The organism is Moritella sp. 5, from assembly GCF_018219455.1.
In the GTDB taxonomy this organism is placed as follows: Bacteria; Pseudomonadota; Gammaproteobacteria; order Enterobacterales; family Moritellaceae; genus Moritella.
The window spans coordinates 2190240-2207036 of sequence record NZ_CP056122.1 but is presented as its reverse complement, the minus strand read 5'-3'; the positions used below and the strand labels follow the sequence as shown (position 1 = coordinate 2207036).

14 protein-coding genes are annotated in these 16797 nt (G+C 38.5%); 6 read left to right on the top strand and 8 right to left on the bottom strand.

Annotated elements, in window-relative coordinates; genetic code table 11:
* Window positions 1-13 precede the first annotated feature (13 nt).
* A complete protein-coding gene (locus HWV01_RS09960) occupies window positions 14-1231 on the bottom strand; it encodes a hypothetical protein (protein ID WP_249185514.1) in 1218 nt (405 codons plus the stop codon).
* 429 nt (window positions 1232-1660) lie between these two features.
* On the opposite strand from HWV01_RS09960, the gene HWV01_RS09955 reads away from it, so the two are divergent.
* On the top strand, window positions 1661-2521 hold the full coding sequence (locus tag HWV01_RS09955; RefSeq protein WP_211675220.1) for a winged helix-turn-helix domain-containing protein: 861 nt from the start codon (window positions 1661-1663) through the stop codon (window positions 2519-2521).
* A 31-nt stretch (window positions 2522-2552) separates the two neighbouring features.
* A complete protein-coding gene (locus tag HWV01_RS09950; RefSeq protein WP_249185513.1) occupies window positions 2553-2993 on the top strand; it encodes a hypothetical protein in 441 nt (146 codons plus the stop codon).
* Between the two features lie 86 nt (window positions 2994-3079).
* Here the strand turns inward: HWV01_RS09950 and HWV01_RS09945 are convergent, their stop codons facing one another.
* Window positions 3080-3709, bottom strand: coding sequence for a LysE family translocator (locus tag HWV01_RS09945; RefSeq protein WP_211675218.1), 630 nt, complete (start codon window positions 3707-3709; stop codon window positions 3080-3082).
* Between the two features lie 275 nt (window positions 3710-3984).
* Here HWV01_RS09945 and HWV01_RS09940 point away from each other — a divergent pair, with 275 nt between their 5' ends.
* On the top strand, window positions 3985-4860 hold the full coding sequence (locus tag HWV01_RS09940; RefSeq protein WP_211675217.1) for an alpha/beta fold hydrolase: 876 nt from the start codon (window positions 3985-3987) through the stop codon (window positions 4858-4860).
* Between the two features lie 119 nt (window positions 4861-4979).
* Here HWV01_RS09940 and HWV01_RS09935 read toward each other — a convergent pair whose 3' ends face one another.
* Complete coding sequence (locus HWV01_RS09935) at window positions 4980-6866, bottom strand: Ig-like domain-containing protein (RefSeq protein WP_211675216.1); 1887 nt, start codon at window positions 6864-6866, stop codon at window positions 4980-4982.
* A gap of 504 nt (window positions 6867-7370) precedes the next feature.
* Window positions 7371-7826 carry a helix-turn-helix domain-containing protein gene (locus HWV01_RS22495; protein ID WP_371816358.1) on the bottom strand — a complete coding sequence of 152 codons (456 nt, stop codon included), beginning with the start codon at window positions 7824-7826 and terminating at the stop codon, window positions 7371-7373.
* A gap of 61 nt (window positions 7827-7887) precedes the next feature.
* Between HWV01_RS22495 and HWV01_RS09925 the strand changes: the two genes are divergently transcribed.
* Entirely contained in the window at window positions 7888-8496 is a 609-nt protein-coding gene (locus HWV01_RS09925; RefSeq protein WP_211675795.1) for a LysE family translocator, read from the top strand.
* 90 nt (window positions 8497-8586) lie between these two features.
* On the opposite strand, the gene HWV01_RS09920 is transcribed toward HWV01_RS09925, so the two are convergent.
* Entirely contained in the window at window positions 8587-9675 is a 1089-nt protein-coding gene (locus HWV01_RS09920; RefSeq protein WP_211675215.1) for an acyltransferase, read from the bottom strand.
* Window positions 9676-10050: 375 nt separating this feature from the next.
* On the opposite strand from HWV01_RS09920, the gene HWV01_RS09915 reads away from it, so the two are divergent.
* A complete protein-coding gene (locus HWV01_RS09915; protein ID WP_211675214.1) occupies window positions 10051-10896 on the top strand; it encodes an MBL fold metallo-hydrolase in 846 nt (281 codons plus the stop codon).
* A 149-nt stretch (window positions 10897-11045) separates the two neighbouring features.
* Here the strand turns inward: HWV01_RS09915 and HWV01_RS09910 are convergent, their stop codons facing one another.
* The 3 genes from HWV01_RS09910 to HWV01_RS09900 all read right to left on the bottom strand — a co-directional run bounded on the left by HWV01_RS09910 (window position 11046) and on the right by HWV01_RS09900 (window position 15224).
* Window positions 11046-12803, bottom strand: a complete 1758-nt coding sequence (locus tag HWV01_RS09910) for a hemopexin repeat-containing protein (RefSeq protein ID WP_211675213.1) — start codon at window positions 12801-12803, stop codon at window positions 11046-11048.
* Window positions 12804-12918: 115 nt separating this feature from the next.
* Window positions 12919-13887, bottom strand: a complete 969-nt coding sequence (locus HWV01_RS09905; RefSeq protein WP_211675212.1) for a chromosome segregation ATPase — start codon at window positions 13885-13887, stop codon at window positions 12919-12921.
* A complete protein-coding gene (locus HWV01_RS09900; RefSeq protein WP_249185512.1) occupies window positions 13887-15224 on the bottom strand; it encodes a sphingomyelin phosphodiesterase in 1338 nt (445 codons plus the stop codon). The genes HWV01_RS09905 and HWV01_RS09900 overlap by 1 nt, the downstream gene beginning before the upstream one ends.
* 360 nt (window positions 15225-15584) lie before the next feature.
* Between HWV01_RS09900 and HWV01_RS09895 the strand changes: the two genes are divergently transcribed.
* Window positions 15585-16502: a DUF368 domain-containing protein gene (locus tag HWV01_RS09895; protein ID WP_211675211.1), complete on the top strand. Its 918-nt coding sequence runs from the start codon at window positions 15585-15587 to the stop codon at window positions 16500-16502.
* The last annotated feature ends 295 nt before the right edge of the window (window positions 16503-16797 follow it).

The window sequence follows — 16797 nt, the reverse complement described above, 5'->3', positions numbered from 1 at the left end:
CAAAAATTTGGATTTACAATTTTTCAATCGCATCATTAAACTTCAAGCTTTCTATTTTTTGAAGCGTTACCTTTCCATCACCACTATCTCTATGATCTTCAACTAAATATGAGTTACCACTTAATTTAGTTATTGTATAATTGCCTACATCACCAGAAAATATAACGGTATTACTACCTGAATTCCCTGTAATGTTATTGTCGAGTTCATTCACAACAACATTTGTGTTTTTATTACCCGTTAAACTAACGTCTTTTAAGTATCGAGAATGGTTTGTGTACGGCTTTAACTCATTATACCTAAGACTGAATGTCCCATCGAAACTTTCATCTATTCGAGCATTGTAAGTTAAATAAGGGTGGAAAAAATCCCCTATTAAAGCAGCACCTAAAGGATCTTTTGTTTTAATATCGGCTCTTGTTTTTGCTAGATATATTCCCCACATTCCTCCGCTGTTCAAGTCTTTCTGTTTCCAAGCGCCCCATAAACCATAATAAGAGTCGATAGCAGCTGCAAAATACTCCTGAGATAAACTATTTTCAGCTGTAAGTTCTACAATCCAATCTTTATTGTCATTGCCCAAACCCCATATACGACCTGTCATAGCCCCGACTTGCGCGCTTCGAATATCGCTTTGATATGCAGGTAGTGAACCTATAAACTCTTCATTTTGGTCAACACCAATACCAGTGTCATGAACCATATGCAAAATTTCTTCAAATGTTGCATCTCGGTGTTTATAATCTTGCTTGATATACCACTCATCTCCTTCAACTTGTATCTCATTTTGATAGAGCGGTTGACCATCTAATTCAGCTGCCGGATTCTTCCCATCATCACTTCCATTTAGTAATAGTAACGTCGCACCATTCCCTGCCATTTTATTAGCAACCGAAGACTTATCACTCCCATACTTAGATGAAGTATAATTCGTTAAATAATGAGCTAGAACCGAACGAGCTCTGACTATTTGGTTATTGCTTAACTGATCTTGAGCAATAATATGTATTGCCTGTCCATTTGGTGTAATTACAGCAGTATATCGGTCAAACCTAAGCGCTTTCGTATATTTATCTGAAAGCGCTTTAGGTACTGATGAAATACCAACGACTGTCACTGTTGATGAAGTAGAAGTAGAAGTAGAAGTAGAACTAGTTCTAGAACTAGAGTTACAGCCGACTAATAAAGAAGTCATAATCATTGCGGCTATATACGATTTTTTTATTACCATAACAGTGTTCTCATTCATGTAAATATTAGAAATGAAAGTATCAAAAATAAAATAGGAATGCTTTATTAGACCTCTCAATTTTACACACGCATACATACCTTATACACTCTCTTACACACCATAATTGAGCAAGTAAATGTGATTTTCAATCCGTTAATTAAAAGCTATACAGTGCCCCTTAGTCAGGATTGACCTCGCTTTCTTAGCCATTAATAATAATGGTCAATTTATGTATACCTAAATTAAATATCAAAACTATATTAATTAAACTTTAAATTTATCAAAAAATTCTCAAACTCATGATTTTTAGGGTTTATGCTTTCAATTTATCGCTCTCTGTAATAGTCTATGCCCACTCTATATCTACACCTTAATTCACATGAAAAATTAAGTTATACTTTTTATGATAAATAACATATCGGCGTGTCTATGTATAAAGTAAAGCAGTGGGTTCTTATTTCAGATTACTCCATGTTGAAAAACACAATCACAGATGAAGAAAAACGCATAGGGAGCCACGACTTTTTAGTCTTGCTTCTATTATGTGAAAATTCGGGAAATATTGTACATAAACACAAATTATTAGAATATGCTTGGGCTGGAAAGCATGTATCTGAAGGTTCAGTAGCACAAGCTATTAGTAATATACGCAATGTGATTGACGATAATGGTAAAGATCAAAAACATCTAAAAACTATCCCAAAAATAGGTTATAAGCTAGACAGCTGTGTCGTTGAGATCATAGATGATCCTACTTTTGATCGTACTCTGATCGAAGAAAAGGCTGAGGGTAAAATATTATCCCCTGATACAAGTGAGCAAGAAAAGAATACTCACGATGCCTCTATCCCAGCTCAAAAGGATATGGCTAACCATTCAATAGGCAATAAATATAGTTGGCTACACTCATGGCAATTTATTAGTGGTGTTATTTGTCTGCTTATTGCTTTCATTTATCCATCGATAAGAAAGCATGACATCAATACTCCTGATACCACATCGATAATAGTTCCAGAAACGATAACAGATAGTGCCAGCCTCACCATGTTTTGGGATAACAAAGAGCGAGGGGAAATAGTTTCACTACGCTTACTTCCCTATATAGAGGCATTACAGAAAACGCATCCCCCTATTAGATTGGTTATTATGCACGTAGAAAACACACTTTCTCTCGTTATATTAAAAGAGTCTCTCAAACCAATCAATGTCATTTTCATGTTAAATAGTGGTGATGATGTAGAATTAATAACTCAGTTAATCAAGGACGAAATTCAATATCATGAACATTAGGACCGCATTTTTTTGTTTTGGCTTCATTATTATGGTGACGTCCATTATTGTCAGCCTAAAAACAGGCCCTAAGGCAGCAATTAATGGAGCAATGTTCATCCACTCTTCTGATGGTTCTTACAATGCAACACGTCATTTTGAAATGTTTGTGAAGAAGCATAGCTTTGAGTCCAATGTCATATTTACGGAGACAGGGCTGAAAAATATCATTGAGGCTAAAAGTACTGGAGAAATAAATAAAAATGCACCGGGTCAATACACAATAACTCTCTTTAATGAAACAGAGAATCGAGCATACATCAAAGATTACAACAAGATCCCTTTATATAATGAGTATATCAGTGCTAACCGTAAATTAGCTGGCTATCAAAAAATCCAATTAGTTGAAGAGTTAAACAATGATTATATGATCGTCGCTACTAATGGCTGGGCTCCCCATATGATAGCGATTCAAGTGGTGGTAAAAGAGTGATCGTTAAAAACATACCGAATTCTTTCAGTGAATAGCTGAAAGAAATCAACAAATTTTAAGTTAACAAAAATAAAGAAAAGAGAAAATTACACCCTAGTACTGGCTAAACTCACGCCAAAACTAACAAAGAGTCCACCACTAACATAGTTTAACCACTTCGCTATTTTAGGTGTTGTCAGCAACGCTTTAAGCTTCGTAGCAAAAATAATGACCACAAGGAACCAGCTAGCCACAACCAACGCCTGAACAAGCCCTAGCATCATGCTTTGTTCTAAAATATGTTGTGGCGAAATAAATTGGGGGAAGATAGACAAATAGAACAACACAATCTTGGGATTGAGTAAATTGGTTAACAATCCTTTTGTAAAGCTACTAAGTAAAGACGGATTAATCGCGCGTTTATTCGGATCTAATGTTAACTCAGACAGCTTTAGGCCGTTCTTGATATTACTCACGCCTAGCCACAGTAAATAACCGACCCCTAACCATTTAAAGAGATTAAAAGCCACAGCAGACTGTGACAGTAACAGGCTTAACCCTTGCGCTGATACAAAGGCATGAATCAAAAAACCGAAACCTACACCGACTATATTAACGAACGCAAATCGCTTCCCTTGAGCCAATGAGGTATACAAAATTAGCAGGGCGTTGGGCCCTGGAATAATTGCCAATAAAAAAACGATGCCAGCGAAGGCCATCAAAGTATTAATCGTCATTTTTGAATCCTAATAAAAGTCTCAGAAACATGCTAAATAAGCAGTGTAAAGCGTATTATAGTGACATTAATAGCTAAATAGCGAGTGACGATTAACTGTATTTACCAGTACTCAGCAGACAAGCAGGCTTGTTTCATTGATTAAAAACCTAATAACCTTCAGTCCCTCCTTTCGTTATAACACCAAATACCTTTATTTTTCGGATGAAGCGTTGCAACTGGTATGACCTCATGTACAATGTTGTTGAAATGTTACTCTAAGCATATGGACTTGAAATGAATGATTTTTTAATAAATGAAGTAGACGTTTATTGCCAAGATGGCTGCAAACTTTCCGCCACACTTTTCAACCCCATAAGTGAGGTGAAAGCGGCAGTATTGCTCGGCCCTGCTACAGGAATAACACAACAGTTTTACAAAAGTTTCGCCAGTTTTTTAGCCCAGCATGGATATGCAGTGATCACCTTTGATAACCGAGGCATTGGAAAGTCACTATCGGGTAAAATCAATGCCAGTACCGCATCATTGCAGTGTTGGGGCGAGCAAGATATGCCCGCAATCCTTGAATTTCTCAAAACAACCTACCCAGACAGCGCTTATCACCTGATTGGTCACAGCGCCGGTGGTCAACTAGTCGGGTTAATGCATAATGCAACAGACTTCAGTTCTATTTTCACATTTGCTAGTTCTTCTGGCCGCTTAAAAAATATGAAAATGCCTTATGCTATAAAAGCACAATTCTTTATGAACCTGTTCATCCCAATGAGTAACCTGATTTTTGGCCATACAAAATCGCAGTTGCTTGGCATGGGAGAACCCTTGCCTAAAGCTGTTGCCCAGCAATGGCGTCATTGGTGTAATGGACAAGGTTATGTGAAGACAGCCTTTGGAAAATCGGTACATAATCACCTGTACAATACACTTTCAACGCCTTCCCTATGGGTAAACGCCACCGATGATGACATCGCCATTGATGCTAATGTCGCTGATATGTTGACCGTTTTTGAAAATATAAACGCGGAAACACTGACCTTATCGCCTGAAGCATGTAATTTAAGTGAAATCGGCCACATGAAGTTTTTTAGTCGCAAGGCCAATCATCTATGGCAGCACCCTTTAACTTGGTTAGAAAACAATGCTCCCTCGCTGTAGATTGAAGCATTTTAATATAACAAATAATCCCCAACCTTAAACAAGATTAGGGATTATTGCCCAGCGGTAGGATCGCTGAAGTTTATGGAGTGATTAGTATTTTTACAATGTTGTTATTTCTACTCTTGCCATGATTTACTGTTATGCCATGATGACCACCAATTACCGAGGTCTTTTTGTTCATGGCTTAACTCAAATACGTCATCTTCAGGGGTTGCTGTACTTTGCCCTGCTGTTATTACCCAACGACCTTTTTCGGTTTTTTTCGCATTCATTAAATCGATCAAGGAGTTAGTCGCTGTTGATGCAGAAAAGCCACTATTTATATCTTTAGCATCAAACGCAATTTGCCATAAATACCACAAGCGGCCATTCACATGCTTCTGACCTAGTTTTTTATATTCATTTGTATGAATCCAAGGCGTTTTAAGATAACTGATTGCTGCAATATCTCGCTCTGGAGTATTTAAGCCACCATAATAAACACCCGAAACACCTGAGAATCCATCACTAGTGCTAGATACGTCATAAAAGGCAATTGCAACGTTATCTAAAGCAAGCTGTTCGGCAATCGATCGGTTGATCTCTTCATTCCAAGGTTGTCCAGAATAACCGGGATTGTAGTAGCCAGATAAACCTGTGGCTAATGCAGCCTCTTTATCTGTGTCCCTATGCTCTGTAGCCGTTGTAACCAGTGCTTTTGCCGGATGCTCATCCCAGTAATCATCAGCTACGTTTGCCCCCGCCCAGTATGGGTCAATCAGCGCTAACCTATCAGGAATTAAAGCTGCACTCTTCTTGTTTTCACTTAAAATATAAGCCGCCCCATGCACCATCTGGCTTCCAAGAGAGTGACCTGCAAGTCTAAACTCATTATCATCCATTTCATCAAGTGCACTCTCCAAAATTTCCGCCAATATAACTGACATAGGTTTAGTCGGGTTATTTACGTCTTGGCGATCATATTCCCACACATCCTCTGGCTTAATCGGTTTATCCTGACGTGCAGAACCCGTTAGTGAATAAGGTGATACGGCATAACGCATTTGAATTGTATTCCAAATCTTAGACTCGGCCTTATAGGGTACAGCAGCTCCGACTGAAGATTTTGCATTATCATCATCATCCGCTATCTGATTCCAATAGAATGCGCCAAAGTTCCAGCTCTTATCTTTCCAAATACTCACGAGATCCATAGTTTCAGTCATTCCACTGGAAAATCCTGAGGTTTCACTGTTAACAAAATGGTTAAAACCTTCCCGTCTATAGTCTGCAACAACACTTTCTTGCTGCCAGCCGTGAGCATAAATTAAAGTATCATTTTCAGGAGCATAGTAAGATTTATCAATTTTTCGCCCCGGGATATATTTAACTGCATCCGTTGAATTTTTAAACCAGTATAAGCCGTAGTCTACATCCGTTGTTTTGAACGTCCATGTTAACTCTTTAGCTGGAGTGCTTAACACAGCACCGTCGGCAGATGTGATGCTTTCAGAGATAGTTACTTGATATTCATAGCCTGGTTTTAGGCCATTCCAGTTAGGCTTACTTTCTGTATAGTAAGCAAATGTCGAGCGATCTAAATAAGGTTTATAAGCAGGTTTAAAAGTAAGACTTTTATTGTCAGTACTTAGAACCCAATTACCACTAATTATATTATTATTATTTAGCTCAGAATCTGCAAAAGGGGTATCTTCCATATGCAGCCTTTTAATTTGAACTGTACTATCTGTAATTGAGGCAGGATCGACCTCGTTGTCAAATTCAATAACTACATAGCTATGTATTTCTACATTTTCTTCAGTGAAGTTATTGGAAAAGGCATTTTCATAATTTTGGCTTTTATCAAAATGTCCTTTGTCGTAATAATGCCCTGTTATATAAATTGGTTGTTTAACATCTGGTTCATTAATATCTGCTTTACTAATATCTAACTTATCATCCCATTCACAACCTGTCAGTGAAAGTATAATGGCCATAAAAAATGCCATTCTTATTGTGTTCATATATTCCCTCTGGGTAATTTAAGTAATGTTATGATGTTGTCACGGGCGATTGAAGTTACCATTAGGTCACTAATCATATTATTGAATAATGATATGACTATTCTATCCGTAAATAAAAGTAAATTTTTTCTGTTTTCAGAATAAAAACATCTATTTAAGCTAGCTTCACGCAGTGTTTTACAACAAGGTGTCACATCAATTTTTGTTTCTTAAATTTCGAGTGTTACATTAAAAACGTTTAAAATAAAAAGGAAGAATATTTTGAAGTAAGTGGTTAAATGTCTCGATATTGCAGGTTAAACAATGAATATGTCGTTAACTTCATGTTTACGGAATTATAACGGCCAGAGTAATTAAGTTGAATAACGAGAATAAAAAGTCCTATCTATGTAGCACTTTAAATACCTGTAAGTTGGTTCAATGTCCACCTTCTGACTACCTTATAAAATGTGACACCTTGTTTCTTTTATCTACGATAAGGTGATAAATCACCCATCCTGGTGGTCATCGGTATTCCGAAATTAACATGCCACACGTGCCTTCTTGCAATGCTTCAAACATATGCGGCAAGTCGCCGGGATAGGTAATATAGTCCCCTTCAGTCAGAACGTAAGAGTTTGATTTTAAACCTACTCTGGCACATCCTTTCGTTATAATCACGTGTTCTATGACTCCAGGATTGTGCGGTTTTGAATAGAAAGGTTCACCTAGACTCACTTCAATCCAGTATATATCACGACTTACATTGGCTGGACACGAGGAAAGCAAAGTCGCTTGGTAGTCTTTGCACTTAGAAAATACGGATTCTCCTTCACCATAGCGAATGACTTTCGTCTTTGGACTTGGTGATTCGATCAGACGTGAAAAAGGGATATCCAGCACCACACAAATGGACCATAGGGTTTCAATACTAGGGTTACCTACTCCATTTTCTAATTGAGATAAAGTTGATTTGGCTATGCTTGCACGTCGAGCTGAATACAGTGTTGCGATTACATGGAAGTATCAGGAGGAGTTAAGTTTGGAATACTTATTGTCTGTGGCATTATTTGCCATCACATCTTCGGTAACACCGGGGCCGAATAACATCATGGTGATGACCTCTGGGCTAAATTTCGGTGTACGAAGAAGCCTGCCCTTACTGACGGGGATATGCGTGGGTTTTACGGTGATGCTGTTATTAGTCGGACTCGGTTTTGGTCAGCTGTTTATTTTGTTTCCCCATTTGGATTTGGCCATAAAAACGATAGGTACCGCATACTTACTTTATTTGGCGTGGCAAATTGCCAGAGCGACTAACGTTGGGTCAGCCGACCAGCAAGCGAAGCCGTTTGGGTTTATAAAAGGAGCCTTGTTTCAATGGGTGAATGCCAAAGCATGGGTGGTGGCCATTGGCGCTATTTCTGCGTTTACCACAGTAGGAGACAGCTTCTTATCGCAGAATGTGACCATTGCGTTTACCTTTTTTATCGCTTCTTTCCCGTGTGTTGGTATTTGGCTAATATTCGGAACCTGGCTACGTGAATGTCTTGAAAATAGGGTTTATCAGCGCTGCTTCAATATGATTATGGCAATTTTGTTGGTAGGCTCTATGCTGCCCGTTGTCACGGATATTTGGCACCAACTCTAATTTGTGAAGGTATCAATTTGATCAAATCACGGACTAATAAAGCAAGCGGAAGAGCCTAAATAGCCTCTCTAAAGCCCTATCATGTAAACGCTATTTCAACGCCAAAAATGGCCTTTCAATGATCCTATACGAACACCCTGCTAACAATAAAGTTACCCCGAACCCGGCTATAGCAACCAACACGTACGGTAGAGATATGCTGAAATTCTGCTCAAGAACCCCCGAGGCTTTGTCAGATATTCCAGCCCCAATTTCATGATACAGATACATCGGATATGAAATCGCTCCTATTGATACCGCATACTTTGAACTTAGCCATAAAAATGGCTTCTCTCTATGGCGAGCTAGTGCTAATACCAACATGACAGATATAATTATCGCCTCCACACTAAACCCAAGTGTATAGGAATAACCTGGATATGCTTTACCTACAAACCTCGACAGTAAAAGCGCTCCAATAAGAATGGGAAACAACCAACCTTTGTACACAAAACCTGAAATATATCTTCTACTATTAATGTTAAAAAGTAGAACTGCCAACAAACAACCTATTGCCAAGTTATCAAATCGAGCATCAAATGTCCGGTATAGCCACTTATCTTCGAAACCGAGATGAAAGTAAGCGACATAACGCCATATTAACCCCGCAACCAAAACAACCGCTAGAAATAAGGTTTGAACATTTTGACCATATCTAAAGCATACAATAAATAATATCGGCCATAAAAGATAAAATTGCTCCTCTACGCACAATGACCATATATGACTTAGCTGCTCATGTTTTTCACCAACAATTGGATAGTAATAGTTATAATAATAAAAAATTGAAGGCATTATGAATTTGCGTATAGTCTCATCGGACTGTATATACTCTATTGTAAAAACAACAAACAGGAAAAAAAAATAGGCAGGAAAAATCCTGAGAGATCTCCTCCGATAAAACCCACTCAGAGAAACACGACTTTTGGCCGCGGTTTCCTTAAGTAACAACCAAGTTATTAAAAAACCACTTAATACAAAAAAAGCACTTACTCCGAGCCTCCCACCAATCCATCCAAAACTATGGTACAACATGACTAAAGACACAGCTACTACCCTTATACCGTCCAAGCAGGGAATTTTTTTACTATCTAACGCGATATCCAAGCCATTGCTACTGTCCGGAATCAACTTATCCATGACATTACCTTAACATTTAGTGGTAAAAAGACTCATTTTGCATAAAGTATAGGATGAATAAAAGACCTTGACCTTACAAAGTCTAATACGTATTACCATCGGCTAGAACAATAGCGTTAAGCCATTTATGTCCAAGAATGAGTTAGCTAGCCTTGCTAACTAAAAATTGCCCCAAAGTGAGTTAGAGCATCTACTCATTCATATTTTGTTCATGACACTTCGCCATACATTTATCATGTAAGCATTAAAGAGGGCTTTATCTGAGTGGTTAAATGGCTGTTAAGTAGTTAGTAACATTAATAAACTAGTGTAAATAATGGCACATGAAAATTCAGGTATAGTAGACTTAACTAAACAATGGTTTAGGAAGTCGATATGATACTGACAGTGTTAATTGATAATACTCGATTAGATGATAGAACAGACCTTAAGGTTGAAAGAGGGTTATCTTTTCATATAAAAACGATGGGGCAAGAAATTCTGTTTGATGCTGGTAGCAGTAAAGCCTTTTGTGATAATGCCATTTTATTAGGCATTAAGATGGAAGATGTTGATGCTGCAATTATTTCGCACCGTCATCATGATCACTGTAATGGCGTCACTCATTTCCTTGACCGAAATTCTAAGGCACAGGTCTATTTCCGCGAATGTACAGAAACTGATTATAGTTTCAAAGCGTTTGGTTTCAAAAGTAATGTGGGTATTGATAAAGCATTATTAAACAAAGCTAGTGGTCGATTCAGCTTCATTAATAAAACTACTGAGATACGGCCAAATATTTTTATTATTACAAGTCTGAGTCGTAAGTATGAACAGCCAAAAGGTAATAAATATCTCTTTACTGATTCAGGTGATGGCTGTAAACCCGACACATTTGACCATGAGTTACTCTTAGTCATCAAAGAAGATGATGGTCTTATAGTATTTACTGGTTGTGCTCATAGTGGGGTGCTCAATATGATTGAAACCGCTATTGAATTGTTTCCAAACACGAGAGTTAAGGCTGTTGTCGGTGGATTTCATTTGGTCGGACTACCTTTATTTAATAGTATTGGCGGAACAAAGAAAGACATAGAGGCAATTGGTGAAACCATGCTCACTTATCCAATAGATAAGCTCTATACTGGCCATTGTACAGGTATGAAAGCCTATGAAATATTAAAAGGCGTGCTTGGTGATACCCTTGAGTACTTCCCAACAGGACGCAGCGTAATTATTTGATTTAAAATAGGCTTAAATTTCCCTACAAAATCTAATGTATATTATCTCGGTTAGCACAATAACTCTAAGCCACTTTTGTCCAATAACGGCTTAGCGAATATAAAAACAACCAAAACAGCATCTCGTTTTGGTTGTTAAGTTAGGCCCTATTACATCCCTAACAGACCTGGCCATGTACTATCATTGGTCGGTTTAGGGTAACCACTATCAGCACGATCACGCGTTATACTATAGCGAATATAACGTTGACCATCCAAGAAGAAATATGCTCGGGTATCATCCCAATAAATGGCAGCCGTAATCTGTTGTGCATAAGCCCCCAGACCAGGCCAAGTTGAATCATTTATCGGTTTTGGATAACCACTGTCAACGCTATCGTTAACTAAGTCATAACGTAAATAAATTCCATCATCAAGGAAGAAATAAACTTTATTACCTTTCCAGCGTAATGTGGCAACGATGTTGTCAGCATATGCTTCAAGCCCTGACCACGTGGTAGCGTCAACCGCTTTCGGATAACCGTCTCTCACTGAGTCTGTATTAAGGTCGTAAGATAAATATTGTCCATCGTGAGTAAAGAAGTAAGCCGTGTCACTGTCTTTATGGAAACTGGCGACAAGGTTTTCACGATAAGCACCAAGACCAGGCCAATTACTCTCATTCACAGCGCGAGGGTAACCATCTTCTGCTTTATCCAATACTTTGTTATAACGTACATATTGCGTATCACTGCGGAAGAAATAGCCTCGCGATAAGCTCCAACTTAGCCCTGCATTTACATCCATCACATTATTTCGAAAAGCGACTGGATTAGCGTTACTCGCAAGAACATAATCTACTATACCCAACCGAGTATTCGCATTGTCTTGCCACGATTTTTTTTGCGCAGACAATATATCAACCAAAATATCATTACGATAAATGCGAATATCATCGTCACTCTCATTTATCCACTGTAAATGACCATCAGTACTTGCCACTAATTTACGAACACCTAACTCACCGATAAGTGATGGACCATCCAATTTCCATTTTGGTTCAACCTTAATTCCCAAGTGGGTTAATAAAGTCGGTACAATCGACGTTTGTGCCGCGTAACCATAAAGTCCTGAAAAATCATTATTTGCACCAACCGATTTCTCGGTAAGCTCAGCATTAACTGGTTCATTACTGCCGATAAAGATGGTTTTTTGATTCAGCTTCTGCGCACCATGACCACAACCTAAGCTGTCACGACCATGATCTGTCGTTACCATTAGCAGCCAATTATCGCCACTTTTTCTTTCAGCCGACTCAATTGCGTCTAGGATTTCACCCAATTGCTGATCAGCAGTAATAATACTCTTGTTATAAGCGCTACCAAAACACGTACTGTGCCCATGATGGTCAGGGTCATCTAAGTGTGCAAATACAAAATCAGTACCTTTATTTATTTCACTAATTGTCGCGGACGTTACATCCGCATCACTGATGCCACTTTCGACCCGCTCAACATTAGTAATATCTTGAGTGAAAAACTGCGTATTAATCGGAGACCAATGCACTAATGACGCTTGAGTTAATATCGGGTTCGCATCATTAATGCGTTTAAAAATACTGGGAAAATCGGCATTAGCCAAACCTGCACTGTTAGTATCAACGTTATGTTTATTAACCCAAACACCCGTTAAAATTGTCGCCCAGCCAGGTCCACTTGATGTTAACTGCTCATTGTCATAACCTTTCATACCACCCGTATACGCTTTGTTGATATTTAAGCGATCAAAGTTTGGGGTATTTAAAATTTGTACTTTTTCCCATTGCACCCCATCAATACCCAATAACACGGCTTTATTGGCCGCTAACACAGAGGGTACTTGCATCCCTACCCCAACAGTTAATAACGCAATTATCATCGTCTTCTTCATGGTCATCTCCTTGTCGACTTCACAAAATTACATCTGGTATAGCCCAGATGTTAATCTAGTCTGCGCCGTTAACATGAAGGAAACATGACTTTTTCATTAAGCTTTTTAATACAAACTAAAAACTAAAAAAGTTAAGACGATATTGATATAAACGTTCCGCTTTATAAACCTGCCAATCTTCATCATTCATGGTTTCCTTTGATGTTGCTCGTTCATTAGCAAGTGTTACCTCAAGTTCATTTAATCCTTGCTGGTAATCCGTTATTTCTTGCTCTTGCTTATCCACTTGCTGCTCTCGGTTAACAATAGATTGTCGTTCGCTAGCGGTGAGATATTGCGAAGCCAGATCAGCCTTGATTCTGGCTGTTTCATCTTCAGGCATAGACGGTGGGATTAACTGCAATGCCTCTTCATATTTGGCGGTATCAGAACTTAACGCAAAGCTATCTAAGTCATTAGCCCGTTCTGCCAACATAGTGTTGTATGCATTGATAAAATCATCCGCGTTATGAGTCTGGCTAAATCGACTATCAGGATCCGATAACGATAAACGGTAGTCATAATAGGTATCTTGCTGCTGAAATAACAGCGCTGCATCGTCACCCCACACCTGCTCTCTAATCGCTTTAACATTGGCGATTTTATCCGCCAAACTTGCATCCTGACTGATTAACGATTCCCCCATCATACGTTGCTCTTCCTGCTGGTTCACAGGAAAGTTAACTAACAACTGATAACGATCATCATCAAGTAGCAACCGCTGTTTGGCTAACAATTTATCACAATTATTATGTCTGCGACATTGCTGCCAAAATGACGTTATCGCCGCCATTAGCGTCTGACCTTGTGTGCCTTGCAATGAGGTATCTTGCTCGGGCATATTTTCATTAACTTGCATCTGTTCTTTAACGTGCATCTTTTCTTTAGCTTGATTCGATGCCATGTCTGTCGGTTGTATTGTTGAACTTACGATTTTAGATAATGCACTTTCTTGCTCAACTGAGTTCAGTTTATTTTCATTGGTGATGAAGAAATAAACGCTGCCCATAAAGGCAACGCTTATTAATAGTAAAGGTAACCGCATTAACGTATCACTGCTTTAACAGGGAAATGGTCGGATAGATTCCAATGTTTCCATAAACTAGCAACCGTTGTACGCGGTATTTTGACAGTGTTTATATTGTCATTTCGCTTAGCAAACTCATTACTGACAACAACATAATCAAGATATTCGATATTTTCACCACCCGATAGTGCACTTCCTGCATAATCATTAATACGCGGGTCGAACGTTGACTCTGTATAACCTGCATATTGCGGTTCATCAGCGCTAAGGTTCACAAACATCTGGTGATAGTCAGTTGGGAATTTAAGCTTATTCACATTAAAATCACCACCGTAGACAACTGTGTCAGTGGCTGGAATATTCTGCGCTTGTGCAAAATTGCGCATCTGGCGGAATTGACGTTGGCGGTATTCACGTGCGGTATCAGTATCAAACGACGCGGTATGGGTTGCTAATACATGGTACGCCTGACCATTTTTGATCACTTCAGCATAATTTACGCCTTTATCAGCAAAGCAGTCTGTACCAGAGCAATCGGGATAGACGTACTGCCCTTCATTAACAATTGGATAGCGACTCACAATAGTCACACCACCATCGTAAATATTAATCCCAGGAGAAGCTAACATCTTCGTTTGATACGGGTATTCTTTAGCAAGATCTCGCAAAAATGCATCACGACCAGAAGCAAAGACTTCCTGTAGCATGAGTACATCATAGCCTTTTAAATGCTTCGGAATTTCCTGAAAACGGTCACCGATGTGCTTTGCAATCACAGGCAGAGCCCAGACATTATATGACATGACTTTGAGTGTACCTGCGTCTGCTACAGGCTGTTCATCAATTTTTTGCGGTGTGATACTGTAATAAATATCATCATAACGGCCAGTTGCACTCGCTTTAAACGCGATTTCAGTACTCTTGCTGTTACTGTTATATTGCGATTGATAACGGTAAGTATCACGATCATCCGCCCAGTTTAGCGCAACATCATTGGCACTCGCACCATGATCAAGTGTTGATTTATACCAATATCCTTTCACTTGTTGTAGCAAAGACAGCGACTCGCCATTTTCATTAGTTACAAGTGTTTCGAATTGATAAGTATCACCAGACTTAACCCCTTTCCAGCGATTAAAACTTAATACCATTTTAGTTTCCCATGGTTTAAGTGTTTGCACATATTGTTTCCATTCCGCGCCTTCTTCAAGTAAATCTGAACCGGTATGGTTAACTTGAATAGACATAGTCTGGTTAGAGTTATTAGTAAGGTAAATATCACTGTCGGCAAGTGCAGACGCACTCATAACACAAGTGAGGCAAGTTGTTGTTATTACATTTTTTAGTATATTCACATCAAATCCTTTGATTGTTGTTATAGCGGACCCGAGGTTAAATTAAGAATATGACATTTAGAATACAATAATATTAAATATTTAGTTGGGATCACAATTAAGCATGAACATAGATAAAAAGCGTGATCGTTGATAATAAACACCAAAGTAACAACAAAAATAATCCGCTTTATAACTTCACATAAAACCGACCACTGATCACACTTATATCGCTTTCTATCATAAGTTTCGATCAATAAATAACGTATAGGATTATTTATGCGAAATGGAAAATGTATTTACGATAATGACATATTTTCACTAAAACAGTTTATAATGCTGTTAAATTTGACCTTTAATCAATAAATTATACGGAGAATCATGAGTAAAGTTTCTATCTTTATAAAAGGCATGGCGATGGGCGCAGCAGACGTTGTACCAGGTGTGTCAGGTGGTACAATTGCCTTCATTACCGGCATTTACGATACTCTGTTAGGCAGTATTAGTCGTATTACTCCAAGCCTAATCGGCATGATCAGAAAGGATGGCCTAAAAGCTGCTTTTGATTATATCAATGGTACATTCTTGATAGTGTTACTAGCGGGTATTCTGACGAGTATCTTTACGTTGGCACGAGTGATCACTTGGATGTTACATACGCATCCTATTCCACTGTGGTCTTTCTTCTTCGGTTTAATCATCATCTCGGTAAACCACATGTTTAAGCAGGTCGAATTCTGGAAAGTCAGCCGCTTTGTAGCTGTCATCATCGGCATTGGATTTGCATATAGTATTACCGTACTGCAACCGCTTAATCTTGAACCGACCTCGATCAATATTTTACTTGCTGGCTCAATTGCGATTTGTGCCATGATATTACCGGGTATTTCAGGTAGTTTTATCCTGTTAATGTTAGGTATGTATGCACCGATCCTTGCTGCTGCTAAGTCTATCGATATTGTCACCCTAGGTACGTTTGCCGCAGGTTGTGCCATTGGTATTCTTACTTTCTCGCACGTGCTTACCTGGGTACTAAAACACTACCGCGATATCGCACTGACGTTTTTAACCGGATTAATGATAGGTACGCTTGGTAAAGTGTGGCCATGGAAAGAAACGCTAACTTGGCGTACTAATTCAAGTGGCCTTGAAGTGCCACTGCTAGAACGTAACCTTTCACCCTTTAGCTTCGAACAAGTAACAGGTCAGCCAGCATTGTTAGCGTATGCTATCGTTGCGATGCTTGCTGCTGTTATACTTATCTTGGCCTTAGAAAAGACCGCAGAAAAAGCATCTTAGTTCAATATCGAGTAAAAGTGAATACGGCAGTTCATGTTGTCGCATTCACAACAGTTACTCCTAACCCTGCCGTAGCTAACAATATATTAATTACTGCTTTGATATTTGTTCTTTACTTAAAAACTATCATGATAAAAATAAGAGATGCATGATACTCGATGATTAAATATTGTGATAAAACAAGAACTAAATACATAACAAGGTTGAAATATAATAATTTTAAGTGTAATTTTCTTATGAAATAGTTGATATCTTCGTAACTGAAAGTTCATAAAATATGAGTTTATCTCAAATA

Coding starts and splice junctions, on each gene's coding strand:
- HWV01_RS09960 (WP_249185514.1), bottom strand. CDS start 1,231: ATGGTAATAAAAAAATCGTATATAGCCGCAATGATTATGACTTCTTTA.
- HWV01_RS09955 (WP_211675220.1), top strand. CDS start 1,661: ATGTATAAAGTAAAGCAGTGGGTTCTTATTTCAGATTACTCCATGTTG.
- HWV01_RS09950 (WP_249185513.1), top strand. CDS start 2,553: ATGGTGACGTCCATTATTGTCAGCCTAAAAACAGGCCCTAAGGCAGCA.
- HWV01_RS09945 (WP_211675218.1), bottom strand. CDS start 3,709: ATGACGATTAATACTTTGATGGCCTTCGCTGGCATCGTTTTTTTATTG.
- HWV01_RS09940 (WP_211675217.1), top strand. CDS start 3,985: ATGAATGATTTTTTAATAAATGAAGTAGACGTTTATTGCCAAGATGGC.
- HWV01_RS09935 (WP_211675216.1), bottom strand. CDS start 6,866: ATGAACACAATAAGAATGGCATTTTTTATGGCCATTATACTTTCACTG.
- HWV01_RS09920 (WP_211675215.1), bottom strand. CDS start 9,675: ATGGATAAGTTGATTCCGGACAGTAGCAATGGCTTGGATATCGCGTTA.
- HWV01_RS09915 (WP_211675214.1), top strand. CDS start 10,051: ATGATACTGACAGTGTTAATTGATAATACTCGATTAGATGATAGAACA.
- HWV01_RS09910 (WP_211675213.1), bottom strand. CDS start 12,803: ATGAAGAAGACGATGATAATTGCGTTATTAACTGTTGGGGTAGGGATG.
- HWV01_RS09905 (WP_211675212.1), bottom strand. CDS start 13,887: ATGCGGTTACCTTTACTATTAATAAGCGTTGCCTTTATGGGCAGCGTT.
- HWV01_RS09895 (WP_211675211.1), top strand. CDS start 15,585: ATGAGTAAAGTTTCTATCTTTATAAAAGGCATGGCGATGGGCGCAGCA.